The 26323-nt window shown below is 59.7% G+C and carries 23 protein-coding genes; 7 read left to right on the forward strand and 16 right to left on the reverse strand.

All coding sequences use genetic code 11. The annotated features are described in order from the left end of the window. Positions 1-526 precede the first annotated feature (526 nt). The 3 genes from BLQ12_RS14150 to BLQ12_RS14160 form a co-directional block, all read right to left on the reverse strand. On the reverse strand, positions 527-841 hold the full coding sequence (locus tag BLQ12_RS14150) for a hypothetical protein (protein ID WP_092211319.1): 315 nt from the start codon (positions 839-841) through the stop codon (positions 527-529). Between the two features lie 440 nt (positions 842-1281). Then, a complete protein-coding gene (locus BLQ12_RS14155; protein ID WP_092211320.1) occupies positions 1282-1725 on the reverse strand; it encodes a YqaA family protein in 444 nt (147 codons plus the stop codon). A 148-nt stretch (positions 1726-1873) separates the two neighbouring features. Next, positions 1874-2431: an outer membrane beta-barrel protein gene (locus BLQ12_RS14160; RefSeq protein ID WP_092211321.1), complete on the reverse strand. Its 558-nt coding sequence runs from the start codon at positions 2429-2431 to the stop codon at positions 1874-1876. A gap of 778 nt (positions 2432-3209) precedes the next feature. On the opposite strand from BLQ12_RS14160, the gene BLQ12_RS14165 reads away from it, so the two are divergent. The 5 genes from BLQ12_RS14165 (at position 3210) to fdhF (ending at position 9513) form a co-directional block, all read left to right on the forward strand. Then, positions 3210-3590 carry a hypothetical protein gene (locus BLQ12_RS14165; protein WP_092211322.1) on the forward strand — a complete coding sequence of 127 codons (381 nt, stop codon included), beginning with the start codon at positions 3210-3212 and terminating at the stop codon, positions 3588-3590. After that, positions 3587-4927: a ferredoxin reductase family protein gene (locus BLQ12_RS14170; RefSeq protein WP_092211323.1), complete on the forward strand. Its 1341-nt coding sequence runs from the start codon at positions 3587-3589 to the stop codon at positions 4925-4927. The genes BLQ12_RS14165 and BLQ12_RS14170 overlap by 4 nt, the downstream gene beginning before the upstream one ends. A 35-nt stretch (positions 4928-4962) precedes the next feature. Beyond that, entirely contained in the window at positions 4963-5547 is a 585-nt protein-coding gene (locus BLQ12_RS14175; protein WP_092211324.1) for a YceI family protein, read from the forward strand. A 96-nt stretch (positions 5548-5643) separates the two neighbouring features. After that, the gene (locus BLQ12_RS14180; RefSeq protein WP_092211325.1) at positions 5644-6441 is read left to right on the forward strand and encodes an acyl-CoA thioesterase; all 798 of its coding nucleotides are present in this window, start codon (positions 5644-5646) and stop codon (positions 6439-6441) included. Positions 6442-6687: 246 nt separating this feature from the next. Beyond that, positions 6688-9513 carry a formate dehydrogenase subunit alpha gene (gene fdhF / locus BLQ12_RS14185; RefSeq protein ID WP_092211326.1) on the forward strand — a complete coding sequence of 942 codons (2826 nt, stop codon included), beginning with the start codon at positions 6688-6690 and terminating at the stop codon, positions 9511-9513. 432 nt (positions 9514-9945) lie between these two features. Here the strand turns inward: fdhF and nqrF are convergent, their stop codons facing one another. From nqrF to BLQ12_RS14225, 8 genes are all read right to left on the reverse strand, one after another. Next, positions 9946-11166, reverse strand: coding sequence for an NADH:ubiquinone reductase (Na(+)-transporting) subunit F (gene nqrF / locus BLQ12_RS14190; protein ID WP_092211327.1), 1221 nt, complete (start codon positions 11164-11166; stop codon positions 9946-9948). Positions 11167-11182: 16 nt separating this feature from the next. After that, complete coding sequence (gene nqrE, locus BLQ12_RS14195; RefSeq protein ID WP_092211328.1) at positions 11183-11791, reverse strand: NADH:ubiquinone reductase (Na(+)-transporting) subunit E; 609 nt, start codon at positions 11789-11791, stop codon at positions 11183-11185. Between the two features lie 3 nt (positions 11792-11794). Further along, on the reverse strand, positions 11795-12418 hold the full coding sequence (locus tag BLQ12_RS14200) for an NADH:ubiquinone reductase (Na(+)-transporting) subunit D (RefSeq protein ID WP_092211329.1): 624 nt from the start codon (positions 12416-12418) through the stop codon (positions 11795-11797). A gap of 2 nt (positions 12419-12420) precedes the next feature. After that, a complete protein-coding gene (locus tag BLQ12_RS14205; RefSeq protein ID WP_092211330.1) occupies positions 12421-13137 on the reverse strand; it encodes an FMN-binding protein in 717 nt (238 codons plus the stop codon). Further along, positions 13130-14293 (reverse strand): NADH:ubiquinone reductase (Na(+)-transporting) subunit B, encoded by a 1164-nt coding sequence (locus BLQ12_RS14210; protein WP_092211331.1) that lies wholly within the window; start codon positions 14291-14293, stop codon positions 13130-13132. Before BLQ12_RS14210 ends, BLQ12_RS14205 begins: the two co-directional genes overlap by 8 nt. A gap of 1 nt (position 14294) precedes the next feature. Then, complete coding sequence (locus BLQ12_RS14215) at positions 14295-15632, reverse strand: 4Fe-4S dicluster domain-containing protein (protein ID WP_092211332.1); 1338 nt, start codon at positions 15630-15632, stop codon at positions 14295-14297. Positions 15633-16215: 583 nt separating this feature from the next. Next, positions 16216-17301: an FAD:protein FMN transferase gene (locus tag BLQ12_RS14220; protein ID WP_092211333.1), complete on the reverse strand. Its 1086-nt coding sequence runs from the start codon at positions 17299-17301 to the stop codon at positions 16216-16218. A 2-nt stretch (positions 17302-17303) separates the two neighbouring features. Further along, positions 17304-18281, reverse strand: a complete 978-nt coding sequence (locus BLQ12_RS14225) for a DHH family phosphoesterase (RefSeq protein ID WP_092211334.1) — start codon at positions 18279-18281, stop codon at positions 17304-17306. 391 nt (positions 18282-18672) lie between these two features. Between BLQ12_RS14225 and BLQ12_RS14230 the strand changes: the two genes are divergently transcribed. Next, complete coding sequence (locus BLQ12_RS14230; protein ID WP_092211335.1) at positions 18673-19395, forward strand: TIGR04282 family arsenosugar biosynthesis glycosyltransferase; 723 nt, start codon at positions 18673-18675, stop codon at positions 19393-19395. Here the strand turns inward: BLQ12_RS14230 and BLQ12_RS14235 are convergent. The 5 genes from BLQ12_RS14235 to BLQ12_RS14255 all read right to left on the reverse strand — a co-directional run bounded on the left by BLQ12_RS14235 (position 19319) and on the right by BLQ12_RS14255 (position 23025). Further along, the gene (locus tag BLQ12_RS14235) at positions 19319-20044 is read right to left on the reverse strand and encodes an energy-coupling factor ABC transporter ATP-binding protein (protein ID WP_092211336.1); all 726 of its coding nucleotides are present in this window, start codon (positions 20042-20044) and stop codon (positions 19319-19321) included. The genes BLQ12_RS14230 and BLQ12_RS14235 overlap by 77 nt on opposite strands. Before the next feature lie 203 nt (positions 20045-20247). Then, on the reverse strand, positions 20248-21018 hold the full coding sequence (cbiQ, locus tag BLQ12_RS14240; protein WP_092211337.1) for a cobalt ECF transporter T component CbiQ: 771 nt from the start codon (positions 21016-21018) through the stop codon (positions 20248-20250). Further along, positions 21015-21581, reverse strand: a complete 567-nt coding sequence (locus BLQ12_RS14245) for a NikL family nickel/cobalt ECF transporter subunit (RefSeq protein WP_092211338.1) — start codon at positions 21579-21581, stop codon at positions 21015-21017. The genes cbiQ and BLQ12_RS14245 overlap by 4 nt, the downstream gene beginning before the upstream one ends. Further along, on the reverse strand, positions 21578-22210 hold the full coding sequence (cbiM, locus tag BLQ12_RS14250) for a cobalt transporter CbiM (RefSeq protein WP_092211339.1): 633 nt from the start codon (positions 22208-22210) through the stop codon (positions 21578-21580). The genes BLQ12_RS14245 and cbiM overlap by 4 nt, the downstream gene beginning before the upstream one ends. 44 nt (positions 22211-22254) lie before the next feature. Next, the gene (locus BLQ12_RS14255) at positions 22255-23025 is read right to left on the reverse strand and encodes a DUF4198 domain-containing protein (RefSeq protein WP_092211340.1); all 771 of its coding nucleotides are present in this window, start codon (positions 23023-23025) and stop codon (positions 22255-22257) included. 635 nt (positions 23026-23660) lie between these two features. On the opposite strand from BLQ12_RS14255, the gene BLQ12_RS14260 reads away from it, so the two are divergent. Next, a complete protein-coding gene (locus tag BLQ12_RS14260) occupies positions 23661-26231 on the forward strand; it encodes a response regulator (protein WP_175469800.1) in 2571 nt (856 codons plus the stop codon). Positions 26232-26323: the final 92 nt, after the last annotated feature.

The raw sequence follows: 26323 nt of genomic DNA on the forward strand, positions 1-26323 counted from the left end.
GCTCCTTTTATTCGTATGAATACATGGCGTCGTCGTATCTGTGGCGGCAGGGTGGCCCCTGCGTTTCGCGCTGAGGGAGATCGCAGAACTTGGGCTGTTCATAGGCATCCGACTGTCCGGTCGGCAAGCCGACTGATCGGATTTTTTGAAAGTTAACACTGTTCACACTATCTTGTCAACCCGATGTCCGATGGGAGCCCCATGGCCCCTTGCCGGTATCACGTCGCCTGCCCGCAGACAAAAAAGCCGACCCGTTTTACGGACCGGCTTTTTTGTGTCACCCGGCAGAGACACGATGAGTCAAAAGGTTTTCTCTGCCGGGTAACTCCATTCAGTTACGACGCACACAAGAAAACACATGCGCACGCCACGAAAAAGTACCGCTGCGATTTGGCCCGAGGAACAAGGGGTAAGGCGCTACGGCCACCCCCTGTATGGATGGCCCACCTTGCCGCCGGGGGCATGGCTTTTTCAGCGTTTTATTTTTGCGCCAGCCCTTACGTCCTTGCGGGTCTGTCCGCTGGCCTTACCCGCCAAAGTTTCCGCCCCCGATGATCCCGTCGCTTTCATCCGGCTTCAGGGCAAAGCCGGTGAATTCACCGCCGGGTTCCATGACATTTTCCGCATTTTCCGGGCCCCAGAAGGTGGGGCATTCGGTTCTCAACTGATCAATGCGTTCGTCCATCTCCGCCTCAAGCATCCTCAGGTCCTCCACAAAGGGCAGTATGTGCTGCTTCTCCGCTGAGGAAAGTTTTGCGATGATTTCGTTTTCCTTGTGGATGGCATCCCGCCACCTCTGGAGCTCCGAACTCAGGTTGGCACAGTATTGCTTGGTATCCATGGCCCCTCCTTGCTTTTTTTCGTCGTTTTCATCGTCACCCGGACAGGCAGCACCAGCCCGAAGTGGCGCCATACAAAAGTCAAAAGGCACAATGATCGTCGAAGACACCTCTGTCACAAAAACCGTGTGCACCGCCCGGGAGTTAAGGAGCTGGCGACGATTTTTATCGCGTGCATTCGCGTTGGGTGATGTGCCGGTACAATGATAAAAGGAAAAGGGGGGGCATGCATTTCATGGAATGCTTGCTGCAAATCCGGGACAGGAAACGATCTGGAGGTGTCTGTCAAAAGAGGAAAGAGACGGTGAGGGTTGGGCTGCCCTGCCGGTCACATCTGCCTTATTCTTAATCAGGGGCAAGGGCAAGTCAACAGGAAAAAGACAGCGATCTTCTATATTTATATTAAATTTAGTTCACGACATCAGACAAAGATGACGCCGCCTTACACCACAGCGTTCACCATGGCCACAATAAAGGCATACCGACCAAGTTTTCCAATCAAAACCAGGAAAGCAAACCGGAAAAATGGGATTCGGAAAAGCCCGCCCACGAGGCAGAGGGGGTCCCCTATGACGGGCACCCAGGAGAGCAGAAGCGACCAGCTCCCCCACCGCCGATACACCGAGCGGGCCCTGGCCTGGGCTCTGGGGTCGATGCGCAGCACCCTCTCCATCAAAAAAGGCCCGCCCCATACCCCGATGGCCCAGGTGGTCAGCGCCCCCAGCACATTGCCCGTGGTGGCCGACGCAAGGAGCAGCCCGGGATGCAGCCCTTCCGTCAGCAGGGCGACAAGGAGCCATTCGGACCCCAGGGGCACCACCGTTGCCGCCAGAAAGCTCACCACAAAAAGTGACAGGTAGCCGTGTGCGACTAAAAATTCCAGCATGTGCAATGGGGCCCTTTCCCTGTGCGGCGCAACGCATGGACGCTTTGGTTTCACGCCATTGGTCGGCGCAGGTAACGCGATGTGCCCAAGAATACATCACCGGGCCCCTCAAGGGAAAGCCTTTAAAGGGGGCCTTCAAGGCTCCTGGTCACTCAAGCAACCGCACCCCGAAGACCAGGGAGACGGAAACGTCCAGAATGTCGATTTCACTGGTGCGACCGATCCCCGTGGTGTAGCCGGTGCTGAAGCGAAGGGACAGGTGGGGGGTGAGGGCCTGGTCCACACCGACGCCAAATCTAGCCGCCCCGCCGGAACGACTGGACGTGGTGGCCTTGCCCTTGGGATCCAGATCCATCATCCCGCCGGCAAGGTCCACGAACCCGCGCGTCGTACTCTCCGGGTTGAAGAGCCAGCGGGTCTGAAGCATGAGGGTGGAGATCTCCACCTCACCGTTCGTGATATCGTTTTCGGCTTCAAAATTGCCGGTCCTCATGAATATGGCGCCGATCTCAACATGATCCGTGACACCGGCAGCATAGGCAATCTGCCAGCCCACGGAGGTGTCACCGCCGGACACATCGTATGGGGCCAGCACACCGCCCGACAGTTCGATGGATCCGACGTCGCCGTAAGCGGTGCCCACGACGGCACACACCCCGAGGAGACAGACCAACGGGATCCAAAGGGAAAAAAGGATGCGCTTCATAGCGTCCTCCCGATCAAAACCCGGCTGCCGAATCACCTGGAACACACAAAAACAAATCTCAGGGCAACACGCGGAAGGCACGGGCACCGCCAAAAAACTGCGGCACCGTGGACCGAATTCATGGAATCAATAATGATGGGGATACCCCGGAGCCTGTGAAGACCACAACGATCCGGGATGGAAGGCAAGCAGGACAAAGCGGAGGGAACCAACGGCAGGAAACGAAGGCAATGGATATAATGGGGTAACGATAAGTGACTAACGGTGAAAAAATCCTGTAAGCCTGACAATGATTTATCTTCTCTGATATCGCGCGATATGTCAACAATAACCCATTGTCATTGCAAGAAATACCAACACACCAACCGCCTTCTTTACTGGCAGTTTCACTATGCAATGCGAAACGTCCCTTCGCGGAGAAACAGTCCCCACCGCAATCTCCGGTATCGCGGCAACCGTGCCCCCGACAGCCGCTCTTTACACGACCCCAATAACCTGTTAAAAATAAATACGTTACCACAAACCCACGTGAATGGATTTCATTTTAGGGGCGGATGTGATGTTCCCCCAGGAACGAGGGGAAAACGCATTCGCAACCTGCTTTCAAGGTGGCAGACCTTGACGCCGTCAGCTTTTTAAGGGCTGCGTCTCCAGGCGGCCACGTTCCGTCCGTTTTTTGCCAGAGCCTTTTCACCCATAAACATCCCAAGGCACCATCCGGCAGCCCCCCAGGCGCTGTGATGCCGAATGTACACCACCAACAAACCCGGGGCTCGTCATGATTCGTAACCCTGCCCACATGCTTGTGTGTGCCCACATCCTCCTCAGCTTAGGGGGACTGTTTCTTCACGCCGGCCTGCACCCGCCCATGAAGAGCCTCTTCTTCTGGTGGGCCGCCCCCATGAGCACGGTGAGCCTTCTTCTGCTGCCTCCCCTGTTCCTTCGGCCCGCCACCGTGGGCGTGGCTGTCTTGATGAATGCCTTTACCGTGACCGCAGGGGTCGTGGGCATGGCCTACTTTTCCCTTCTCAACCCGCCCCTTCCCCTGACCCCGGGAAGCCTTCTGGCACACTCCACCCTGGCCCCCGTCTGTATCCTCCTGTGCAAGCTCCCCCTGGCCCAGGCCATCTTCATCGTGATGCAGCAGGAGGCGCCATGAGCATCCGCACGGCTCCTGTCCGGCCCCGGGGTGTACGCTACGGCCTTTTCATCGGCTGCCTGGCTGTGCTGCTCCTTCTCTTCTGCGGTGCCTTTTCCATCCCGTTTCTCTTTGAGTCCTTTTCCATCAAATACAAATTCGGCATTGCCAAAGGCCTTCTCAGGAGCGGCAAGCTCATGGGCATGGCTGCGGCCCTTCTTCTGGGAGTACAGCTCGTCCTGGCATCGCGCCTCACCTGGGTCAACCGCATGGCTGGCATGGACAGCCTCCTTGCCGTGCACAAGGCCAACGGCATCCTCATCGCCCTCATCGCCCTGGGTCACCCCCTCCTCGTCTTCGCCCCCGAAGAGCTCACCGCCCTTCCCCTGAAAGCAGACTACTGGCCCGAAATCGTGGGAGCCTTTCTCCTCATGGGGCTTTTTTACATGACCGCTGCCGCCCTGTTCAAAAAGCCCCTGGGGTTTCCCTTTCATCTCTGGATGCGAGCCCATCAGGCGGGCGGGGTCCTTGTGCTGGCCCTGCTCGTCGTCCACCTTCTCTTCTCCAGCGAAACCTTTGAAGAGGGCCTCCCCCGAGCCCTCGGCCTGGCCTTCGGGGCCCTTTGCCTGGGGCTCCTCCTCCGCCGCCACCTCCCTGCCCTTCGCCCCCTCTCCCCCTGGAGGGTCTCACGGGTCTTTCCCGCCGGAAAACGTGCCACCCGCATCCACCTCAAACCCGAGGGCAAAGGGACTTTTTCCTATCTCCCCGGGCAGTTTGCTTTTCTCTCCTTCCCCTCTTCTGTGGTATCATCTGAAGAACATCCGTTCACCATCGCCTCTTCCCCGACCCGAACCGACACCCTGGAGTTCATCATTGGAAAAAGCGGAGACTGGACCCGGGGCATGGACTGTGTGAGAGAGGGTGATCCCGCGATCATCGACGGACCCTACGGCAGCTTTTCCCATCTGCTGCTGCCCGACGGCTCCCCGGTGGTCCTCATTGCCGGGGGCATCGGCGTTACCCCCATGCTCAGCATGCTCCGGTACATGGACGATACCCGGGACAGCCGCCCGGTCATCCTGATCTGGAGCAACCGCACCCACGACTCCCTGTTCAACGCCGAGGAGCTTGTTCGGATCAAACGAAATCACCCGACGCTTTCGGTACACCTCCTCTTCACAGGGGAGCCGGAAAAAGAACGGCTCACTGCCGGAGCCCTGAACACATTCATCGGCCACCTCTCCCTGCCTCAGGTCTTTCTCTGCGGGCCCCCCCCCATGATGACCGCCGTTGAAACCATGCTCAAAGGAATCGGCATCCCCAAGGGACGGATCCATACCGAGACCTTCGGTTTTTGATATGTTTCATCTTTTATATTAAGGAGAATACCGCCATGAAAACCAGGCACCTCGCCATCCCCATACTGCTTCTTTTCATCACCGCCGCAGCCCAGGCCGCACCGGCCACCTGGAAGCTGGATACCGCACACTCCGGGATCTACTTCGATTCCCGGCACATTTTTTCGACGGTCCGGGGCCATTTCGAAGACTTCTCGGCCACACTCACCATCGATCCCGACGCCATGGAAAACTCCCAATGCCGCTTCACCGTCAAAACCAAAAGCATCACCACCTTCAACCGGAAGCGGGACACCCACCTGCGCTCCGCCGAACTCTTCGATGCCGGCAAACACCCCACCATGACCTTTGAAAGCACCCGGGTCACCCCTAAGGGAGGAAACCGCTACCTGATCGAAGGAGACCTCACCATCCGTGGCATCACCAAAAAAATCTCCGCCCCCCTGATCTTCCACGGGGTGAAACCCAACCCCTTCAAACCCTCACAGCAGGTGGCGGGGTTCACCACCCAATTCACCGTCAACCGCCTCGATTTCAAGGTGGGCGACGGCACATTCTTCAACATGGGAGTCATGGACAAAGAGGTGGACATCACCATCTCCATTGAAGCCTTGAAGTAGCACGTCACCATTACAGGCCGACCTCTCTGTTGCCCTCTCCCTTTGTTCGGTGATAAAACAAAGGCCACCACACCAAACACCACACAGGGAGGCCCCATGGATATCCACGCTCTGTTTGATGCCGCCACAGGCGACGACACCGGAGTCAACCTCACCATCCCCGACACCTGGCTCCAGGGCCGCACCGCTTTCGGCGGCCTCGTGGCCGTCGTCGGACTCGCCGCCATGCGTCAACAGGTGGGGCACGACCTTCCCCTGCGAAATCTCCTCATCGCCTTTGTGGGGCCCACGGGCACCGGCGGCATCCGGGCCGAGGGGACGATTCTCAGGCAGGGCACCTCCGTTACCCACGCCCAGGCGCAGGTGGTCACCTCCCAGGGAGATCTCTGCGCCACCCTCCACGGGTGCTTCGGCGCGGACCGCCCCTCACGCATCCGCCGCCAGGACCACACCGCCCCGGCCTGGACACCCCCCGACGAACTCACCGAGCTCCCCTTTATGGAAGGGCTGGCCCCGAGTTTCACCCAATACTTCCGCTACCACTGGGCCGAAGGGCCCTACCCCTTTGAGGGCCGCTCCGAAGGGGCCTACGGCGGCTGGATCAGCTTCCGGGGAGAAAAAAAAGAGACCCACGAAGCCCATCTTCTTGCCCTTATGGACGCCTGGCCTTCCCCGTCATTGTCCATGCTAAACGATATTGCACCGGCCAGCACCCTCACCTGGCACCTTGAGATGTGCGACACCGGACGGGGATTCGCCACCACCGACGAATGGCGATTCAAAACCCGGGTGGACACCGCACAGCACGGCTACGTGGGCGAAGAGGCCAGGCTCTGGGCTCCGGACGGAAAGCTGGCGGGAATCTCAAGGCAGATGGTTACGGTGTTTGGTTGATCCTTGCGACGTGAATCAACCTGAAATTTGGGACTTATCCCGGATATTTATATTGACAATTGGTGATATTCCGATTAACCGTTATGACAATTATGGCATCATGGATCCGACCTTTTTTGGCTCTCCATGCATTGCGTAACACACGAGCGTTTCAAAACAGAGACATCCGTCCCAGAAGAACCCTATTCTCCGAATCTGCAGCGGGCGCCCCGCAGCCGAGCGGATCATCCAGCGGAGGTTCATCCCATGTCTGACGGCACCATTGTGATCAACGGCAACAGCCACCCCTTCAAACCCGGCCAGACCATCCTCGAGGCGGCGGAAGATGCGGGAATTCCCATTCCCACCCTCTGCCATTTAAAAGGCGCCACCCCCACCGGAGCCTGTCGCCTCTGCGTGGTGGAGGTCGCGGGAGCCAGGAACCTTTTGGCCTCCTGTTCCACTCCGGCAGAGGCCGGAATGGAGATCCAGACCGAATCCCCGACGGTCGTCCGGTCGCGGAAAATGACCCTTGAACTCCTCCTCTCATCGGGGAACCATGACTGCATCGACGACGGCTCCGTCAAAGACCCCAAGGCCCTTTTCGACGCCAGGGCCGAGGCCGACGGACACTCCGAGCACCTCTGCCCCTCCTGGGGGGATTGCAAGCTTCAGGAATACGCCCTTGAATACGGGGCCACGGGAACCGCCTACCCGAAAACCCCGCCCCTTTACCCGCCGGAACTCAAGAACCCGCTGATTATCCGTGATTTTTCCCGGTGCATTCTCTGCGGGCGTTGCGTGCAGGCCTGCAACGAGGTTCAGGTCAACGAAGCCATCAGCCATGGTTACCGTGGCGCAGAGAGCAAAATCGTCGCCCTGGGCGACCTGCCCCTGTCCGAATCCTCCTGTGTCTTCTGCGGGGAGTGCATCCAGGCCTGCCCCACCGGGGCCCTGGTGGAAAAGAAAGCCAAGGGCATCTGGCGGCCCTGGGACGTGGAGACCATCCGCACCACCTGCCCCTACTGCGGGGTGGGGTGCCAGCAGACCCTCCATGTCAAGGAGGGAAAAATCGTCAAGGTCACCGGCGACGAAGAGGCCCTTCCCAACAAGGGCCGCCTCTGCGTGAAAGGGCGTTTCGGCTACGACTTCATCTACTCGGAGGAGCGGCTTAAAACGCCCCTCATACGGGAAGACGGGGAACTCCGGGAGGCCTCCTGGGACGAAGCCCTGGACCTTGTTGCCGACAAACTCAAAACCATCATCGGCGAAAGCGGTGCCGACGCCGTGGCCGGTGTCAGCTGCGCACGAAGCATCAACGAAGACTCCTATCAGATGCAAAAACTCTTCCGGGGGGTGTTCAAGACAAACAACATAGACCATTGCGCCCGCACCTGACATGCCCCCACCGTCGCCGGTCTGGCGACAAGCTTTGGTTCCGGTGCCATGACCAACTCCTTCGGGGAGTTTGATCGCGCCAAGATGTTCTTCGTCATCGGCTCCAACATGACAGAGGCCCACCCCGTGGCGTCCACCTTTCTTAAAAACGCCGTTAAAAAAGGGGCAAAGCTCATCGTGGCCGACCCGCGGCGCCACAAACTGGTGGATTACGCGGACCTTCACCTTCAGCTCAAGGTGGGCAGCGACATCGCCCTTTTGAACGCCCTGATGCATGTGATCATCGAAGAAGAGCTCTTCGATCCCGCCTTTGTCGCGGAAAACACCGAAGGGTTCGAGGCCCTGTCTACGGAGGTCTCCAAGGCCACCCCCGAGGCCATGGCCCCCATCTGCGGCATTGAGGCCGATACCATCCGACACGCCGCCCGCATGCTCGCCTCGGTGCGCCCGGCCATGCTCTGCTACACCCTGGGCATCACTGAGCACACCTGCGGGAAAAACAACGTCATGTCCGTGGCCAACCTCCAGATGCTCCTGGGGAACATGGGCGTGGAGTGCGGGGGGGTCAACCCCCTGCGCGGCCAGAACAACGTCCAGGGCGCCTGCGACATGGGCGCGCTTCCCGGGGTCTTCCACGGGTACCAGAAGGTCACCGATCCTGCGGCCCGTGAAAAGTTCGAGAAAGCCTGGGGCGTCACGGACCTTCCCGCCACCCCGGGCCTCATGATCCCCCACATGATGGAAGGCCTTGAAGACAAAAAAGTCCGGGCCTTCTGGATCTTCGGAGAAAACCTGGCCAACACCGAGCCGGATATCCGAAAAGTCGAGCATGAGCTCGCCGCAGCCGAATTTCTCATCTGCCAGGATATCTTCCTCAACGAAACCACCGAGTTCGCCGATGTGGTCCTTCCGGCTGCCGCCTGGAGCGAGAACGACGGCACCTTCACCAACAGCGAGCGCCGGGTCAGCCGCGTCCGCACCGCCTCCACCCCGCCCGGTGAAGCCCGGCCCAACTGGTGGATCTTCCGAGAGATCGCCAAGCGCTTCGGCCAGGAGTGGCCGTCGGTGAGCGCCCAGGAGATCTGGGACAACGAGATCGCGGCCCTTGCCCCCAACTTCAAGGGGATCACCTACAACCGCATCGAAGGCGACGGGCTCCAGTGGCCCTGCCCGGATGCCACCCACCCCGGCACCGCCTTCCTCCACAAAGACGGACGGTTCACCCACGGCAAAGGGATCTTCAACCCCACGGCCTGGACCCCGCCCGCCGAGGTAACCGACGAGGCCTACCCCTTTGTCCTCAGCACCGGACGGCGGCTCTACCACTACCACACCCGCACCCAGACCGGCCGATGCGACGGTCTCAACGACCTGTTGGGCGAAGAGACCTGCGACATCTCCCCGGTTGACGCCAGGCGCCTGGGCATCCGACAGGCAGAGCCCGTCCGGGTCTCCTCCAAGCGCGGAGCCGTCACGGTGAAGGCCCGGATAACCCATGAAATCCCCGAAGGCATGATCTGGATGGCCTTCCACTTCCGGGAGGGCAACGCCAACTGGCTCACCAACCCGGCCTACGACCCGGAAACCCTCACCGCCGAATACAAAGCCTGTGCGGTCCAGGTGGAGAAGGTCACAGCCCCTGTTGAAGGGACGGCCGAAACCACGGAAAGCCTCACGGCCGCGGCCGGTTCCTGATCGACAAAGCCATCAAACCAGAAAAAACCCTTTGCACGGAGACGTGCAAAGGGTTTTTTGGTTGAAGCGATGCCGCTTGCCTCCGGCGGCCCTGCCGGGGGCTAAACTTTTAAAAAGTTTAACAAACAGGCTTTAAATACAAATTCGCAACTTGCTTTCGAGGTGGCACACCTCGCCGCCGGAGGCAACCCGGTTAAAGGTGCCTTCGTTGACCCTGCCGAGGGCCAGACTTTTGCCTGATTTATATAAACCGGTTTTAAAAACAGATTCAATTCAACCTGATTCAAAGGCGAATGTGATTTTCCCTGAGGAACGAAGGGGAAAGCGCATTCGCAACCTGGGGTCCAGGGGATCATTCCCTGGCCGCCGGAGGCAGGCTTTTCCATGCACGTTGGCCATGGCAAGGCAACCGTGCTCCGGGGCGATTAGGTCTTACGAAAATTTATCAAAAAGGATCATCTCCTCTTCCACACCGAGGCTTTCCAGCATGGCAAGGACGGCGTCGATCATGAGGGGAGGCCCGCAGAGGTAGTACTCGATCTCGGCGGGATCGGGGTGATTTTTGAGGAAATTTTCGTAGACGGCGTTATGGATAAACCCGCGATAGCCGCTCCAGTCGTCTTCGGGATGGGGGGCGGAGAGGGCCACATGGTAATCAAAATTGGAATAGTCCTCTGTCAGTTGGTTGTATTCATCGTCGTAAAACATCTCCCGCTTGGAACGTGCGCCGTACCAGAAACTCATGGTCCGTTTGCAGTCCAGGGTATGCAGCTGGTGGAAAATATGCCCGCGCATGGGGGCCATGCCCGCACCGCCGCCGATGAAGCAGAGCTCCCGCTCTGTCTCCTTGACAAAAAACTCCCCGTAGGGCCCGGAAAGGGTCACCTTGTCGCCGGGCTTCAGGTTAAAAAGATAGGTGGTCCCCACCCCGGGGGGGGCATCGGGTGCGTTGGGCGGGGGCGTGGCAATACGGATGTTGAGCATCACGCGGCGGTTGTCCGAGGGAGGATTGGCCATGGAGTAGGCCCTGAAGGAGTTCTCCTCATTCTTATGGGAAAGGGACCACAGGTTCTGGGCATCCCAGTCTTCCCGGTACTCCTCGGCGATGTCGAAATCGGTAAATCGGATGTCGTAGGGGGGAATATCGATCTGGACATAGGAACCGGCCTTGAACTCCATGACCTTGCCGTCGTCCAGGTCGATGATGAGTTCCTTGATAAAGGTGGAGACGTTGTCGTTGGAGACCACGGTGCCGTCGTATTTGCAGATACTGAAGATCTCGTCGGGCACATGGATCTCCATGTCATCCTTCACCTTGAGCTGACAGGCCATGCGGACGCTTGCCATGCGTTCCTTGCGTGAGACGTGGCTGAGTTCCGTGGGTAAAATATCCCCTCCCCCCTTGCTCACCACGCATTTGCACATCCCGCAGGACCCGCTGCCCCCACAGGCGGACGGCAGCAACACCCCGCGCCCCAGAAGGGCCGAGAGCAAAGTGGGGGTACCCTCCACCCGAATGGGGTTGCCGGTATCCTCGTTGATGATGATGGTCCGCTCCCCCTGAATCGTGACGAAGCGCTCCACGATGATCAACAGGATCACCAGAAAAAGAATGATGCCCACAAACACGCACAAGCTGACCAGGTAAATCAAGGGTGCCTCCTTGCGTTTACGTCCCCATCCCCGAAAAGATCATAAAACTCATGGCCATGAGGCCGCTGACGATCATGGTGATGCCGAACCCCTTGAGCCCGTGGGGCACATGGGCATAGCGCATCTTCACGCGAATGGCGGCCATGGTGATGATGGCCACCATCCAGCCGGTGCCGGACCCGAAGCCAAACACCACGGACTCCGTGAAGGTGTAATGCCTCTCCACCATAAACAGGGAGGTGCCCAGGATGGCGCAGTTCACGGCAATAAGGGGTAGAAACACGCCCAGGTTGGTGTAGAGGGTCGGCGAATACCGATCGATGATCATCTCCACCACCTGCACCATGGCGGCGATGGTGGCGATAAAAGTGATGTACTTCAAAAAATTGAGATCCACCTCGGGCAGGCCTGCCCAGGACAGGGCTCCGGGGGCCAGGAGCAGGTGGTAGATCAACCAGTTGGCAGGCGAGGTGATGGTCAGCACGAACACCACGGCAAGCCCCAGCCCCACCGCCGTGCGCAAGGTCTTGGAGACCGCCACAAAGGAGCACATCCCCAGGAAGTAGGCCAGCAGGATGTTGCCCACGAACACCGAGTTGAAAAACAGATCGAATAAGTCGCCCATCCTTTAGTCCTCCTCCTCCGGCATGCCACCCTGGATCCAGACCAGGAGACCGATGACGATAAACGCGCCCGGTGCCAGGGTCATGAGGCCCATGTTCATGAACCCTGCATCGTACAAGGCCTGGGGCACCACGGAGACGCCGAAGATCTTGCCGGCCCCTAAGAACTCCCGGAGAAAGGCCACCCCCACAAGCACAAGGGCGTAGCCCAGGCCGTTGCCCAGGCCGTCGGCCACGGCAAGGGGCGGAGGATTGGCCATGGCAAAGGATTCGGCGCGGCCCATGATGATGCAGTTGGTGATGATAAGCCCCACAAAAATAGAGAGCTGCTTGCTGATGTCGTAGAGGTAGGCTTTCAGGATCTCATCGGCCACCACCACCAGGGAGGCGATGACGGTAAGCTCCACGATCATGCGGATGTTGCGGGGAATCTGGTTGCGAAGGATGGAGATGATCAGGTTTGAAAAGGTCAGCACCGCTGTCAGGGCAAGGGCCATGACCAGGGCGGTTTTCATCTGGACCGTCACGGCAAGGGCCGAGCAGATCCCCAGGATCTGACGGGAAATGGGGTTGTCTTCCCAGAGGGCCGCCTTAAACGTTCGAAACAGTCGGGTTCGGGTAAAGCCCATGATCACTCCAGGGGTTTCAGGTTATCCAGGTGTTTTTTTATGAGGTTCTGGCGAAACCTCAGGGAAATTCTCTCGTAGGTGGCAAGGTTGGTGGCCAGCCCCTCGCTGAGGTAGCGCCCGGTGAGGGTGGCCCCGCTGATGCCGTCCACCTCATTGTCCAGGTCTCCCAGGGCCTTGCCCTTGGCAATTTTGATGGCGGCGAATTCACCGGATTTTCCCACGATCTTTTTGCCCACAAAGTTCTTCTGGAACCAGTCGCTTTCGATTTCGCCCCCCAGGCCGGGTGTCTCCTGGTGGGAGTAGACGGTGAATCCCTTGATGGTGCTGCCGTCGGCTTCGATGGCCATGTAGCCCTTGATGCGCCCCCAGAGGCCCCGGGAATCCACGGGCAGGATGTAAGAGACGATCTCCCCGTCATCCAGGGTCAGGTACAGGGGCAGCCGCTGCTCACCGCCCTCGGTGGGTTCGGGGTAGAGCTCTCCGTCGCTTCCGGCCCACACCTGGAAGATGTGGGCCTTGAACAACCCTTCGATCTCCGCAGGAGTCGCCTTTGCTGGATCATAGTCAATGGACGCCGCTTTGAGGATATTCTTCTGGCGGTCGAGGCGCATGTTGACCTGCTGCCTTGCTTTGAGCCCCGTGGACGCCGCCGTGATGCAGAGGCAGCAGACCAAGGCAACAACCAGGGCAAAACCGATGGCCTGTTTCGTATCAGACATTGGGCACCCGTTTTCCTGTCCGGAGTTTGATTTCAAGGATCTCCAGCATGGGAGAGAAAAGGTTCATAAACAGGATGGCCAGCATCACCCCTTCGGCATAGGCCAGGTTATAGGCCCTGACGATGACCGTGAGGACCCCGATGAAAAACCCGTAGACCCACCGGGCGCCATCGGTGCCGGGGGCAGACACCGGATCGGTGGCCATAAAGGTAATCCCGAAGGCAAAGCCCCCCATGATCAGGTGATTGACGGGGTTGATCCAGTGCCAGGGGGAAAGCTCCGAGGAGAGAAACACCACGGCCGAGCCCATGGCGCACACCCCCAGAACCCCGCCCACGATGATGCGGAAACTCGCCACCCCCACCATGCAGAGAAACACAGCGCTGATGAGGCACAGAAGAGCCGAGGTCTCCCCCACGCTCCCCGGGATCTGTCCGGAAAACATGGTCCAGAAGGTATACCCGTTTCGAACAAGGGCTTCGGGTACCGCCTCCCCTTTGGCCCCTAAGGCCAGGGAGAGGGGCGTGGCCGCGGTGACGGCATCCACGGCCTTGGTGGCCACCCACACGTTGTCCCCGCTCATGGACACCGGGTAGGAGAAAAAGAGAAAGGCCCGGGCGGTGAGGGCCGGGTTCAGGATGTTGCGCCCGGTGCCCCCGAACACCTCTTTTCCAACCACCACCCCGAAGGAGATCCCGGCGGCCACCTGCCAGAGGGGCACACTGGGGGGCAGGGTCAACGGAAACAAAAGGCCGGTCACAAGAAAGCCCTCGCTGATCTTGTGGCCCCTGACCACGGCAAAAATCCCCTCCCAGGTAAGGCCCACCCCATAGGAGACCACCAGCATGGGAACAAACGCTTCAGAGCCGCGGTAGAGGGCATGGCCCCAGGTGGGGTCGACCCCTTCGGCCACAAGGGCCATGGTGCCGGTGTTGATCATCCCGAAGAGGGTCTGGGGAATAAGGGCCACGATCACCAGGGACATGAACCGTTTCAAGTCCAGGCTGTCCCGGACTGCCGGCATGCGCACGGTGGCCTCGCCGGGCACAAAAAAAATGGTGCGGATCGCATCGTAGACGGGATGCAGGGCCTGGAGTTTCGTCCCCTCCTGAAAATAGGTGCCCAGGCGATCCAGGGCGTTTTTGACGTTTTTCATGCTATCCGTCTCGCTCCTTCCGGTACTGGGCCTTGGCGGTTTTCAGGGTATCGAGCAGTTCGATTTTCGACGGGCAGACATAGCTGCAGAGTCCGCACTCAATGCAATCCAGGAGCCCGTGGGCCAGGGCCTCCTCCACCTCTCCGGCCACCATGCACTTCATGGTGTACTGGGGCAGAATCGCCACCGGACAGACCTGGGCGCACCGGCCGCAGTTGATGCAGGGACGTCCCTCCCCATGCATGCCGCAATCCAGGTTCAGTGGCTTTTTGTTGAACACGGACAAAAAGGTGCGGGACTGACTGGGCCGTGTGTACCCGGCCCGGAGAAACCCGAACAGGTCCTCCTCATCCCCCACGGGCAACAGGGTCAAGCCCTTGTCGAAGAAGTTCATGTAGCCCGTGGCCGGAAGAAACAGCCCGGAAAAAGGGGAGCCCCCGATGCGCCGACGCCGCTTTTCCTGGGGATCCAGGGAGGAGACAGGGGCACCGACACGGGTGCGGACGTGCCCGCACACGGTGGCACCGTTGCCCCCCACCGCCATGACCCGTTTGGGGTAGAAGCATCCCTCGGTGACAAACCGGGCCAGGGCCACAAGGTCCTGGCCTTCGATGTACCAGCTGCGGTTCTCCGAGGGCTCTTTGCGGATGTGGTAGAGGTAGTGGCCGGGATCACCGGCAGGGTAGCCCCCCCGGATATGTGCGGTGACGGTTTTTAAAATGGGTTCGGAGAGCTCGCCGGTATGGGCCGGGGTGATGACATGCACCGACGGACAGAACTGCTTAAGGATGGCCAGGCCGTTTTGAAAGGCCATCTCTTCCCCTTCCAGGGCCAGGGCGGGCAAGGCCAGGTGCCCCCCGGCCCAGCCCAAGGTGACGATGATATGGGCGGGACGGCTTGCGGGATCGGGGTGATCCCGAAAGGGAAGCTCCCGAAGCAGGGGCCAAACCCCTCCTTTAAGGAGCATGTGACGAAGGGTGTCCGGGTCCGTGGCGGCGATCCGGTTGGGCGAAACAGGCTCGAAGCGCTCCCAGCGCTCCTCCTCATCCAGGGTGATCACCACCTCGTCAATGCGTCGACGCGGCCCGTAGACAATGCGTTCCACCACCCCGCCCCCCGGGCTCGGGTAGGTGACCACGGGGTTTCGCTTGTCTTCGAACAAGGGAGCGCCCCCGTTGACGGCATCGCCCTCTTTCACCAGAAGGCGCGGCTTGACATGGGGGATCCATCCCGGCATCAACGCCACCGTGGTCGGAACCGGGGATTCTGCCACACACTCGGCCACCTGCCCGGAGGTGTTGAGAGAAAAACCGTTCGTTAGGGTCAGGGTTTTCATCATCGAGACACAGCTTTCGGGAATGCGGCGCCTTTCTCCGGGGCATCAAGGGGAAGACGCGTTGGTTAGGGGCATGGGAACCATGAAGATATCGCTTAAAGTCAGCCCGGTGAGGGGCTGTTGACGGCACACGCGTTTTTGATGGGTTCAAGGGGTGCGACGGGCAATGGAGAAGAGGCAAAAACGGTAGAATAAACGGTTGCCCATGGCATGGGACAGACCCACATCGTGTCTGACAGAGTACACCAGGCAAAAACAATGTGTCAACCAAAGGAACCAAATCAAACCAGATGGTGGGGCTCCTTCTGAATAAAGCCTTCCATGGTCAGAGTGTAAGGATTCAGTTTATGCCTCCGGCGGCCCTGCCGGGGGCTAAACTTTTAAAAAGTTTAACAAACAGGCCGTAAAAAAACTGCTTGAATGAATTTCGTTTTATAGGCGGATGTGATTTGACCCGGGGGACGAGGGCGAAAGCGAAGCGACAAACAGCTTTCAAGGTGGCTCACCTCGCCTCCGGAGGCAGGCTTTTTCCCGCCACGTTGAGCATAGAAGGCATCGCTTTTGCCTGTTTCCTTTTGTCCCGCTCCTAAGAAAGGGGCCGGGCCACCCAGCCATCCGAGGCAGACACCTCCAGGGACCCGTCGGGCTTGCGGACGATGAGCAGGCACTCCACCCCCTTGAGCCCGTTGACCAGGGCGAGGCCTTTTTCCGGCCCCATGACCATCAGGGCCGTGGCCAGACCGTCTGCAAAGACCGTGGAATCGGCCAACACAGAGGCGCTGGTGACCCCGTTTTCAACGGGATACCCGGTGAGGGGGTTGATGACGTGGGTCCAGATGCGCCCCTCTACCTTTCGATAATTGCGGTAATCTCCGCTGGTGGCAAGGGCCTGGCCCTTCAGGGTCCGAACCTGAAAGAGGTCTCCCACCATGGCCCCGCGCTGGGGCGTGTTGATTCCCACGCGCCAGGGTTTACCGTCCAACCGAAAGCCCTGGCCGTACACCTCGCCCCCGATCTCCACCAGAAAATGGGCGATCTTTTTCTCACGGAGCAGGGCTGCCACGGCATCCACGCCGTACCCCTTGGCGATGGAGCCAAAATCCAGGTAAAGGCCCTCCCGGTCTTTGACAAGGGCCCCTTCCCCTTTGCGTGAAATGGCGGCAAACCCGACCCGGGACAGGGCATGGGCCACCTCGTCCTCCCGGGGGAAGCGCTCCTCAACCTTGCCCGGTCCAAACCCCCAGAGGGTGACCAGGGGCCCGACGGTGGCGTCCCACGCTCCGTCGGTGAGATCATGGATACGCGAGCCCACGGAAAAAACCGTGAGCAGGTCCTGGGAAACGTGCACCGCAACGCCTTTGCCTGCGCGGTTGAACCGGGAAATCTCGCTTTCCGGGTCGTAGACCGACATGCTGCGGTTGATGGCCTCAAGGCGCCGGGTCACGGCAAGGCCCAAGGCATCCGCCGACATCTTGCCCGATACCACGGCTTTTATATGGTAGGTGGTGCCCATGGTCCGCCCGGACAACACCACCTCCTGCTTCGTATTAAAGCCGGTGGTCACCCCGGCGGCCACCACCAGGGTAAAGACCCCGAAGGCCACCACGATGGCTGCCAGGAGCTTGTTTCTGCTTATTTTCTTTGACGCGTGTCGCGTGTTGGTTGTCTTCATGGTCACCGTGATTCAATGCGCCCGATAATCCAGCGCTGCATTTTTACATCATCTTCGCTGACGGCATCGATCCCGCACTCCGCCACCACCATCTCCGCCCGGGCCATATCCTTGTGGCCCCCTGCGCTGCCAAAGCAGCCGAAACTCTTCTCGGCAAGGCGTCCGGCATTTTTCCTCACCCCGTCGTTTCTGAAAATCACCACCAGCTTTTTGCCGTAAATCCCGGAGACGATGCTCCAGCTCACGGCATCCACCTTCATGAAAAAATCGGCGATGAGGACCAGCACATCCGGTGTGGGCACCGTGCCCACATGGGCGTACATCCGGCTTCGCCTGATGATCCGGTTTTTAAGGGCCCTCTGAAAATACTTAAGAAAACTGGGTTTGAGCTCGGCCTGCTCCACCTTCTGGAGCATGTGCACATTGCAGAGGCGGTACAGGTATTGAAAGGCCCGGACATCTTCCACCAGGGTCTGCCGCTGAAAGTTGTTGGTATCGGTCTTGATGGCGTAAAAGAGGCCCGTGGCCAGGCGCACCGACGGCTTGATGTGGGCCCCCCGGAGGTATTCGGTCATCATGGAGGCCGTGGCCCCGTAATCCGGGCGAATATCGGTGTAGCCGTCGCGTCGCCCCCCGTCGGGGTGGTGGTCGATCACCACGTCAAAATTGATTTTTTCAAACACCTCCGAGTGGTGAGGCTGGGAGTCCACCAGCACAAACCGGTTGAACCCCTCCATGAGGGAATGGGAACACGGCTTGATATCGGCCTTCATGTACCGCACCAGGGCCAGGTTGTCGGGCCGCTTGATCACGTTGATGGAGGCAATGACCACATGGCTGACCCGCCGCCACAGGAGCCGTTTGAACGCCACAGCGCTGGCGATGGCATCGGGATCGGCGTTGATGAGGATCAACACATTGTCGTCCCGGTTGAACCGCGAATAAAGGCCGGCCAGTTTCTCTTTTATTTTTAAGCTCATGAATCACTTTTCAGGTATCAGGTGTCTGCTTTTTCAGGGTTGACCTCAAGGTCTCCGATTTCACCGCCCGGCGAACATCACCGACGCATCAGCGTTTCTCCGGGTGGGTCTCCATACACCTGCATTCACCGGCAAGCTTGGCATGGGTGATTTTCGTCAACAGCGTGGAAGTCCCGTGAAGTGCAAGGTCATCGGCAATGTCCCCGCGGGTCAACCCGAAACAATAACAAAGGATCTCTTGGTGATTGATTGGTTTCATAACCATTTATTATGGGGCCCCTGCCCCCTCGAATGCAAGGAGAAAGGTGGACAGCCCCGGCCCCGGGATGTACCCTTGCACAGAAGTGTCCCCACCTTCGATGGTTAAACCCAAACACCCCGAGGGACCCCCATGCCCCTGATCATTCTTTTTGTCAAAGCCCCGGAGCCCGGCAAGGTCAAAACCCGGCTGGCGGCCCGCCTGGGCAATGCCATGGCCCTTGACCTCTACCGTCACTTTGTGGAGACCTCCCTTGCCCGCCTTGCCCCGTTGGGCCCTGTCCGCATCGCCTACACCCCTGACAACCGAAAAGAGTTCATGGAAGACTGGCTTCCCGGACACCCCGAGATGCGTCCCCAGCGGGGAGACGACCTCGGCCAGCGCATGGAAAACGCCCTGATGGAGGCTTTTTCAGACGGTCACGACAAGGCGGTGGTCATCGGAGGAGACATCCCGGACCTTCCCGAGGACCGAATCCGCGGGGCCTTTCGGGAATTGAACACCCACGACATGGTGGTCGTGCCGGTATCAGATGGGGGGTACTGCCTGGTGGGAGCGCGCAGAGGAACCCTTCTTGCGCCTGTGTTTGACAAGATGCGGTGGAGCTGCAGCTCGGTGACCGAGGAGACCGTCAGAAGGGCAAAGGCTCAGGGGATAACCCTTCGCCTCCTTGACGGCTGGCACGACATCGACACAGCCGATGACCTGCTGGCCTTTGTCCGGCGCCATAAGCGCCGGGCCGATGTGCCCGCACTCTACCGGGACGCCATTCGCCGCCTCAGTGATGGTGATGGGGATTGTCCCCGTGGCGATGGACGTGGGCATGGCGATGCAGGTGAAGCCCCCCGTCCATGACGATCTTTCCCCGCACGAGGCTGTGCAGGGAATCGGTCACCTGCTCCAGGAAATCAAAATCGTGGGAGATCACCACCCGGGCCACCTTGGATGCCTGAAGCACCGCCACCAGCCTCGAAAAAGTATCCCGGTCCAGGCCCGTGGTGGGCTCGTCCAGAAGCAGCAGGTCCGGGTCCATGGCCAGCACCGTGGCCAGGGCCACCATGCGCTTCTCCCCGCCGGAAAGGCGAAAGGTGATCCGCTCTTCGTAGCCGGAAAGCCCCAGATCCGACAGCACGTCCCTGGCTTTGGCCCGGGCCTCGTGCCGTCCCATGCCCAGGTTCATGGGCCCGAAGGCCACATCCTCCAGCACCGTCGGGCTGAAAAGCTGATCATCGGCATCCTGGAACAACAGCCCCACCCGACGCCTCACCTCCTTAAATCCCTTCTCACCGCTCACCTCACGGCCAAAGGCCGTGATCACGCCCGCCTGGGGCTTGAGAAGCCCCATCATCAGATGAAACAAGGTGGTCTTTCCGCTGCCGTTGGGGGCGATGAGTCCGATGCTGGCCCCCTGGTCCACGGCAAAATCCAGCCCGTTGATCACCGGTTCCCGGTCACCGGGGTATCGGTAGGTAAGCCCTGAAAGATGCATCAACTGTTCAGCCATCACATATCACCTTCTGTGGTTAAAGGTCTTAAGCAAAACGTTCCAGGCTCCGCCGAAACAGTGTCGACTGTTTCAAAATCAGGAAAGTTTTTTGCGGAGCTTTTTTTCAAAAAAGCGACCTGCCGGAGGCAGGCTTTTCCATGCACTTTAACCATAAAAAGGCTTTGCTTTTTGTGCATTTATTTTTTTTTCTGCAGCCTAACCTAAATCCCGCCCAGCCGCACGGCCACCTCAAGGCCCACAAGGGCCACCACGGAACCGGCCATGCAGGCGGTCTGGGGAAGGCACCCTGCCATCCTCTCGGAACGCCGGGCCGTCAGCAGGTTGAACCGGCCGTCAAACCCCCGCAGCACCATGGCGTTGTGCACCCGTTTTGCGCGAAGGTGGGAGCGCACCAGAAGCATGGCGGCCATGTGGGCAAAGGTCCGGTAGGCGTGCAGGGAGGTGTCGGATTGAAAGCCCCTCATGCGGGCCGCGTTTCTCAGTTTTCGGTACTCCCGCTCGATGACGACGATATACCGGGCGCTCATCACGATGAGAAAGGTCAGCTTCGTGGGCATGCCCAGGGCATTGAGGGCGTGGCCCAGGTCAAAGGTGTGCATGGTGGAGACCAGGGCCATGAGAATCAGGAGAATGGAAAAGGACTTCAGGGAGATCAGGCAGGCCAGGGCCAGCCCGTCGCCTTTGACGGTCAGGGGACCCAGGGAGCCCAGGGCCGGTCCCTCCCCGGTAAAGGGCAGCACCACCCAGAGAACAAACAGAAACAGGCACAGGGGCATCAGTCGCCTGACAACCGCCCCCAGGGGCAGCCTTGCAAGGAGAAGAAAGCAGCCCCCCAGCCCCAGGGCGGCAAGGGGCACCGTCGGGGTTGAGGCAAGGGCCGTGACCAGGGAGAGGACAAAGGCCACCGCCACCCTCACGGTGGGGGCCGTGCGATGAATAGGTGAAGAGATATCCACAAAGGGCTCGTTCATGCAGCCCCCTTCCGGCTGCGATACCAGGCAAACGCCCCCAGCAGGCCCACGATGTAGCCGAGGCCACCCACGACGTCCCGAACCCGCGTCTCCGCCTGTTGCCGGTGCAAGGACCTGGTCACGGCGCTGTCCACCACCTGCTCCAGGCGCGTCCAGTCCCCGGCGGAAAGCCCTTTTTCCACAGCAGCGGCCTGGGAAGCCGGTGCGTCCGGCACCACCTCAGCGCCCACATCCTTATAGGCCTGCGCGCCCTCTGCAGGCTCCAGCTCCCACCGGCTCTTGTGGCCCATCCCCGCATCCACTTCCACGGTCAGGGCCCCGGACTCGGGCCGGGAAAAGGTTAAGAGGCCCGCATCGTCTGTCTTCCCGGTGAATACCTGGGTGCCGTCCGCGTTGAACACCCGGATCACCCCGTTTTTCACCGGACGCTTTCCGGCAAAGGTGCTTTCGGTATACACCTCGCCCCCTTCATCCAGGGCAAAGATGTTGATCCGGTGGGCCAGGGCCGGAGAGGCCATGGAAAGAAGAAAGCTTAATATCACCAGCCATCGCATGGGGTTCATCGGTCCTCCTTTTTCTCTTCCGGGGCCCTGATGAGCCCCCCCAGTAACTCAGGGTAGACGCGCAGGAGAAAGGAGATCACAAAGGCGGTGAAGATCCCTTCCACAACCATCACGGGTGTGTTTCCCACCACCGACGCCCAGGCGATCACTGTAAAATTTTCTCCGGTAAACACGAGGGCGGCGGCCAGGAGCAGGGACGAGAAAAGAACGGCAAGGAACCCGCACCCGAAGGAGGCGGCCATGCCCACGCGCCCGTTGCGGGACACCAGGGGCCCCAGCAGCAGGGAGACCCCCACGGCAGGCGCTGCCATCACCACGGTGTTGACCCCCAGGGTGGTCAGGCCCCCGTACTGGAAGAGAAGGGCCTGGAGAAGCAGGCCCGTAAAGATGGCGGGAAATGCCGCCCAGCCCAAGACCAGGCCCACCAGCCCGTTTAAGACAAGGTGAACGCTGGCCGGGCCGATGTTCAGGTGGATAAGGGACGCCACGAAAAACGCAGAGGTCACCAACGCGGCGCTGACGGTTGCCTCCCCGTCCATCCGCTTCAGGCCGTAGGCCACGCCGCCTGCGGCGACGGCAGCCCCGGCCAGGAGCACCGGGGCGGACAACACCCCTTCCGAAATATGCATCGCTGAATTCCTTGGTCAATCAAACATGTCTGTGGTGCCCGGCATCATCCCTGCCACTTGGAAAACTCCACCCAGAGGACGGCGCCCAGCTCGACACCCTTTTTCTCTCCGTCGACCTCCAGGCTGTAGTCCGCTTCATTGAGGGCGGAAAAGCCCCACCACCCCTCGGTGGGCACGGTAAAGGAAAAAATCCCGTTGGCGTCGGCCTTCACCACCTGGGTCACCAGGTACTCGTTGGCGGCCTTTGCCTTGCCGTCCCGGTTATAAAACTCCACCTCCACTTCGGCCCCGGGAACGGCCTTGCCGTTGAGCTTCACCACCCCCTGGAACAGGTTGCCTGCATACAGCCCGAAGGGTCGGGTCAGGGGGACGATCTCGGTCTTCAGGCCCAGCTCGTCATCCCAGCCCTCTTCCCCGCCGTAGGCCGGAACGATGGTCTTGGTATAATGGATGATAAAGATATCCTCGGCAGGTTCCCAGTAGGGCTTCGGGGTCATGACAAAGGAGTAGACCCCTGGCCTTTTGACGGCGTAGGTGGATGTCCAGGAAGGCTTGCCCATGATCTCTGCGGGGGTCAGGGTCCCGGTGAGGTCCCGCTTCTTGCCGTCCATGACCACGGAAAACTCCGCGGGCTTTTCAAGGGGCATGCCGATCCCTTCAAAGGGATGCGAAAAGGACAGGGAGAGATCGAGTTGTTTTCCGGTTTTCTGGGAGACAACGGATGTATCGGGGATCACCATGCCAAAATGGGCCAGGGCGGACGTGGGAAGGCAGACCCCAAGGGTCAGGGCAACGACTGCTGCGAAGCGTTTCATCTTGATTCCTCCATTTCAGAAAGCAAAAAACCACCTTAAGTAAACCACGTGACGGCACCGCAAAAAACCAAAACCGGCCATGCCCTTTCAGGCCATGCCCCGGTCTTCCCTGCCGAACCCTCCCGGGGGAGGTGCTTCCGGCGGCGTTTTTGCGAACCCATCACATCAAATGAAAGCCTTCGTGGCCGTTTACCTTCGTGGAGCGCCCATTCATGACAACTTCAGAACAACGACATTCGCAACAGACTTCGTGTCTGCTATTATTTAACACAGATAGCGTGAAGGAATTGCTCTTGTCAAATCCAAAGTGAAAAACAAAATCCCCCGACTTTCGGGGCGAAGCGCCCTCCCTGCCTAGTCCCTCACCAGCACACCCGATGCGATATATCACCCATAACCTGCTGAAATCCCAATTGACATGCACGCCACCAATTCGTTATATTTGGGGAAAGCATCTTATTTTAAAGGCATCTCCAACCGACAAAGCCTCGTTGACAAGCAACCCTCTCCTGACAACAGGTGCCCCTTCACCAGACGCAGCTTTTCCCCGGACATCATTGCGATTCACATCCGGCAATCCCCCAATGGTCCCCCCGGACCAGCGCCTTTGCACTGACGATGCAATGGAGACCATCATGACATCCACCCATCGCACACCCCGGGGCCCCATCCTCGTCATTGACGAAGACGCCTCGGTTATCAACACGTATGCCCCACACCTGGAAGCCTGCGGATATGAGGTGATGACGGCAAGGGACGGTCACGCCGCCACCCAGCTCATCGCCGTCAACCCTCCGGACCTTATCATTTCAGAGCTGCGCACCCCCGCCATGGACGGGCACTCCTTCTTCCGGCACCTCCAGAGACGATGGCCTGAAATCCCCGTGATCGTCACCTCCACCACCTGCGAACCCACCGAGGTGGTGGCGTGCCTCCGCAAAGGTGCCAGCGATTTTCTGATCAAGCCCCTAAAAAATATGGACATGTTGTCCCTGTCGGTGTCACGGGCCCTGCGGGAAATAAAACTCAAGCACCAGAATCAGCGCTACAAAGAACTCCTGGAACAACGCGTCTCCCGCAGCTCCGAAGAATTGAAAACCACCAACCGCTACCTCACCGAACTGAACCGGCGCCTCACCGAGGTGGTGGACTCCTCCAGGCGCCTCTCCTCCTGCGTCACCATCGAAAGCTTCGGCACCCGCCTGCTCGAAGAGTTCAGCCACCACCTGGACGCATCGGGAGGGAGCCTCTACATCGCCGGCCAGGAGGGCCTGCGCCTCGTCCACTGCCTGGACGGGGGACACGCCCCCGGCCTCATCTCCTACCCGGTGGCCAAAAGCTCCCCCTTTGGGTACGCCCTCTACCGCAAAGAACCCGTCCTCATCGGAGACATTCGCAACGAAGGGGCGCTTCGCCCCAGCGGATACGGAGGGTACCACAACGGCTCCTTTGTCATTTTTCCCCTGCAGAACCAGGAGGGCAAACCCTTTGGCCTCGTCTCCCTCCACGGCAAAAAACGCCCCCCCTTTGTCAACCAGGACCGCGAAGTGGGAGGGCTCCTTGCCTCCTACAGCTCCGAGACCCTTCGAGCGGTCAGGGCCATGGAAGCCCTGTCCAAAAGTGAGGAGAAGTACAAGCTTGCCGCCCTCACCGCCAGCGACCTCATCAGCGAATGGAGCCCGGCCACCGACGACCTTGTCTGGTTCGGAAACATCGACGCCGTCATCGGCTCCGCCCCGGAAACCCGCCCCACCACCATGGAGGCCTGGCTCTCCCTGATCCATCCCGACGACAGGCAGCGCATTGCCGATACCTACCGGAACAAGACCCACTGCGCCACGGCCGCTCCCATGGACTATCGCGTACGCCACCTCTCCCATGGCTGGCGCCATTTCCGGGAGCGCACCACCACCCTCAGGTCCAAAGGGGGGGCCACCAAGGTACTGCGCGCCTGCAACGACATCACCCGGGAAAAAAACGCCGAAGAGGAACGCATCATCTTCGAACTGAAGATGCAGCATGCCCAGAAACTTGAAAGCCTGGGCATCATCGCCGGGGGCATTGCCCACGACTTCAACAACATCCTCATGGCGGTCCTCGGCCACGCGGACATCGCCCTGGAAGAGGTGGAAGGCAATCCCGGCCCACAAAAGGCCCTCAACAGTATTGTCACCGCAGGAAAACGGGCAACGGAACTGGCCCGGCAGCTCCTTGTCTACTCCGGCAAGGGAAAGCTGGAGACCAGCATCGTCAACGTCAACACCCTCGTCTCGGACATGATGAGCCTCATTGAGGTGTCGGTGTCCAAAAAAGTGCGCATCCTGTTTCATCCCGGCCGCCACACCCCCCACATCGAAGGCAACCTGAGCCAGCTCAGGCAGGTGGTCCTCAACCTCCTGACCAATGCCTCCCAGGCCATCGGCAACGCCAGCGGCCAGATCGAGATCCGCACAGGAAAAGTCTTCTGCACCCGAAGCGATCTGGACGCCTGCTCCATGCCCGTGCGCCCCGACGTAGATGCCCCCCTGCCCGAGGCCACCTACACCTTCATCGACATTGACGACACCGGCTGCGGCATGGACGCCACAACCCGAAACAAGCTCTTCGACCCCTTTTACACCACAAAAAAAACCGGCACGGGCCTTGGCATGGCGGCCGTTCTGGGCATCATCCGCCAGCTGCGGGGCACCATGACCGTGGACAGCACCCCGGGGGTGGGCACCCACATCCGGGTGCTCTTGCCCGCATCCCTTGCCGCTGTGGAGAACAGAAAACAACCGGAAGCGCCCCCAACGGAAAAGCCCATCCGGCAACAGGGCGGCCTGATCCTCATTGCCGATGACGAAGAGCCCGTCCGAAAAATATCCCAGCGCATGGTGGAAAAGCTGGGTTTTTCCGTTATCTCGGCAAAGGACGGCAGGGAAGCGGTCTCCCTCTACAAGGCCCACCGGCAAAAAATCCGCTGCGTCATCCTCGACATGACCATGCCAGGATTAAGCGGCAGCGAAGCCCTGGACCAGATCCGCATCGTCAACCCCTCGGCCAAGGCCATCATCGCCAGCGGATACGGTTCGGCCCCGTCCGAATCAGACCTGGCCGCAGACGACAGCTGCTCCTACCTCCAGAAGCCCTATCAGATCAGCGAGTTGAAGCAGGTCCTCCGGGAGATGCTCAACGGCAGCGGCCTGCCTGCAAAGCCAGAATAAAACAGCAACGATTCGCCTTCGGCGGCCCTGCCGGGGGCTAACCTTTTGCCTGATTTTACGAAAGACAGGTCTTAAAAATTCGGCTTAATTGA

Origin of the sequence: Desulfoluna spongiiphila (assembly GCF_900101345.1) — a bacterium.
GTDB classification, from domain to species: Bacteria; Desulfobacterota; Desulfobacteria; order Desulfobacterales; family Desulfolunaceae; genus Desulfoluna; species Desulfoluna spongiiphila.

Excerpts from the sequence above, each read along its gene's own strand:
- nqrE (WP_092211328.1), bottom strand. The coding sequence starts at position 11,791 with ATGGGCGACTTATTCGATCTGTTTTTCAACTCGGTGTTCGTGGGCAAC.
- BLQ12_RS14175 (WP_092211324.1), top strand. The coding sequence starts at position 4,963 with ATGAAAACCAGGCACCTCGCCATCCCCATACTGCTTCTTTTCATCACC.
- cbiQ (WP_092211337.1), bottom strand. The coding sequence starts at position 21,018 with ATGAACGAGCCCTTTGTGGATATCTCTTCACCTATTCATCGCACGGCC.
- BLQ12_RS14210 (WP_092211331.1), bottom strand. The coding sequence starts at position 14,293 with ATGAAAAACGTCAAAAACGCCCTGGATCGCCTGGGCACCTATTTTCAG.
- BLQ12_RS14215 (WP_092211332.1), bottom strand. The coding sequence starts at position 15,632 with ATGATGAAAACCCTGACCCTAACGAACGGTTTTTCTCTCAACACCTCC.
- BLQ12_RS14235 (WP_092211336.1), bottom strand. The coding sequence starts at position 20,044 with ATGGCTGAACAGTTGATGCATCTTTCAGGGCTTACCTACCGATACCCC.
- BLQ12_RS14155 (WP_092211320.1), bottom strand. The coding sequence starts at position 1,725 with ATGCTGGAATTTTTAGTCGCACACGGCTACCTGTCACTTTTTGTGGTG.
- BLQ12_RS14220 (WP_092211333.1), bottom strand. The coding sequence starts at position 17,301 with ATGAAGACAACCAACACGCGACACGCGTCAAAGAAAATAAGCAGAAAC.
- BLQ12_RS14160 (WP_092211321.1), bottom strand. The coding sequence starts at position 2,431 with ATGAAGCGCATCCTTTTTTCCCTTTGGATCCCGTTGGTCTGTCTCCTC.
- BLQ12_RS14170 (WP_092211323.1), top strand. The coding sequence starts at position 3,587 with ATGAGCATCCGCACGGCTCCTGTCCGGCCCCGGGGTGTACGCTACGGC.
- BLQ12_RS14180 (WP_092211325.1), top strand. The coding sequence starts at position 5,644 with ATGGATATCCACGCTCTGTTTGATGCCGCCACAGGCGACGACACCGGA.
- BLQ12_RS14230 (WP_092211335.1), top strand. The coding sequence starts at position 18,673 with ATGCCCCTGATCATTCTTTTTGTCAAAGCCCCGGAGCCCGGCAAGGTC.
- BLQ12_RS14225 (WP_092211334.1), bottom strand. The coding sequence starts at position 18,281 with ATGAGCTTAAAAATAAAAGAGAAACTGGCCGGCCTTTATTCGCGGTTC.
- cbiM (WP_092211339.1), bottom strand. The coding sequence starts at position 22,210 with ATGCATATTTCGGAAGGGGTGTTGTCCGCCCCGGTGCTCCTGGCCGGG.
- BLQ12_RS14255 (WP_092211340.1), bottom strand. The coding sequence starts at position 23,025 with ATGAAACGCTTCGCAGCAGTCGTTGCCCTGACCCTTGGGGTCTGCCTT.
- BLQ12_RS14205 (WP_092211330.1), bottom strand. The coding sequence starts at position 13,137 with ATGTCTGATACGAAACAGGCCATCGGTTTTGCCCTGGTTGTTGCCTTG.
- BLQ12_RS14165 (WP_092211322.1), top strand. The coding sequence starts at position 3,210 with ATGATTCGTAACCCTGCCCACATGCTTGTGTGTGCCCACATCCTCCTC.
- BLQ12_RS14245 (WP_092211338.1), bottom strand. The coding sequence starts at position 21,581 with ATGAACCCCATGCGATGGCTGGTGATATTAAGCTTTCTTCTTTCCATG.
- BLQ12_RS14260 (WP_175469800.1), top strand. The coding sequence starts at position 23,661 with ATGACATCCACCCATCGCACACCCCGGGGCCCCATCCTCGTCATTGAC.
- BLQ12_RS14200 (WP_092211329.1), bottom strand. The coding sequence starts at position 12,418 with ATGGGCTTTACCCGAACCCGACTGTTTCGAACGTTTAAGGCGGCCCTC.
- BLQ12_RS14150 (WP_092211319.1), bottom strand. The coding sequence starts at position 841 with ATGGATACCAAGCAATACTGTGCCAACCTGAGTTCGGAGCTCCAGAGG.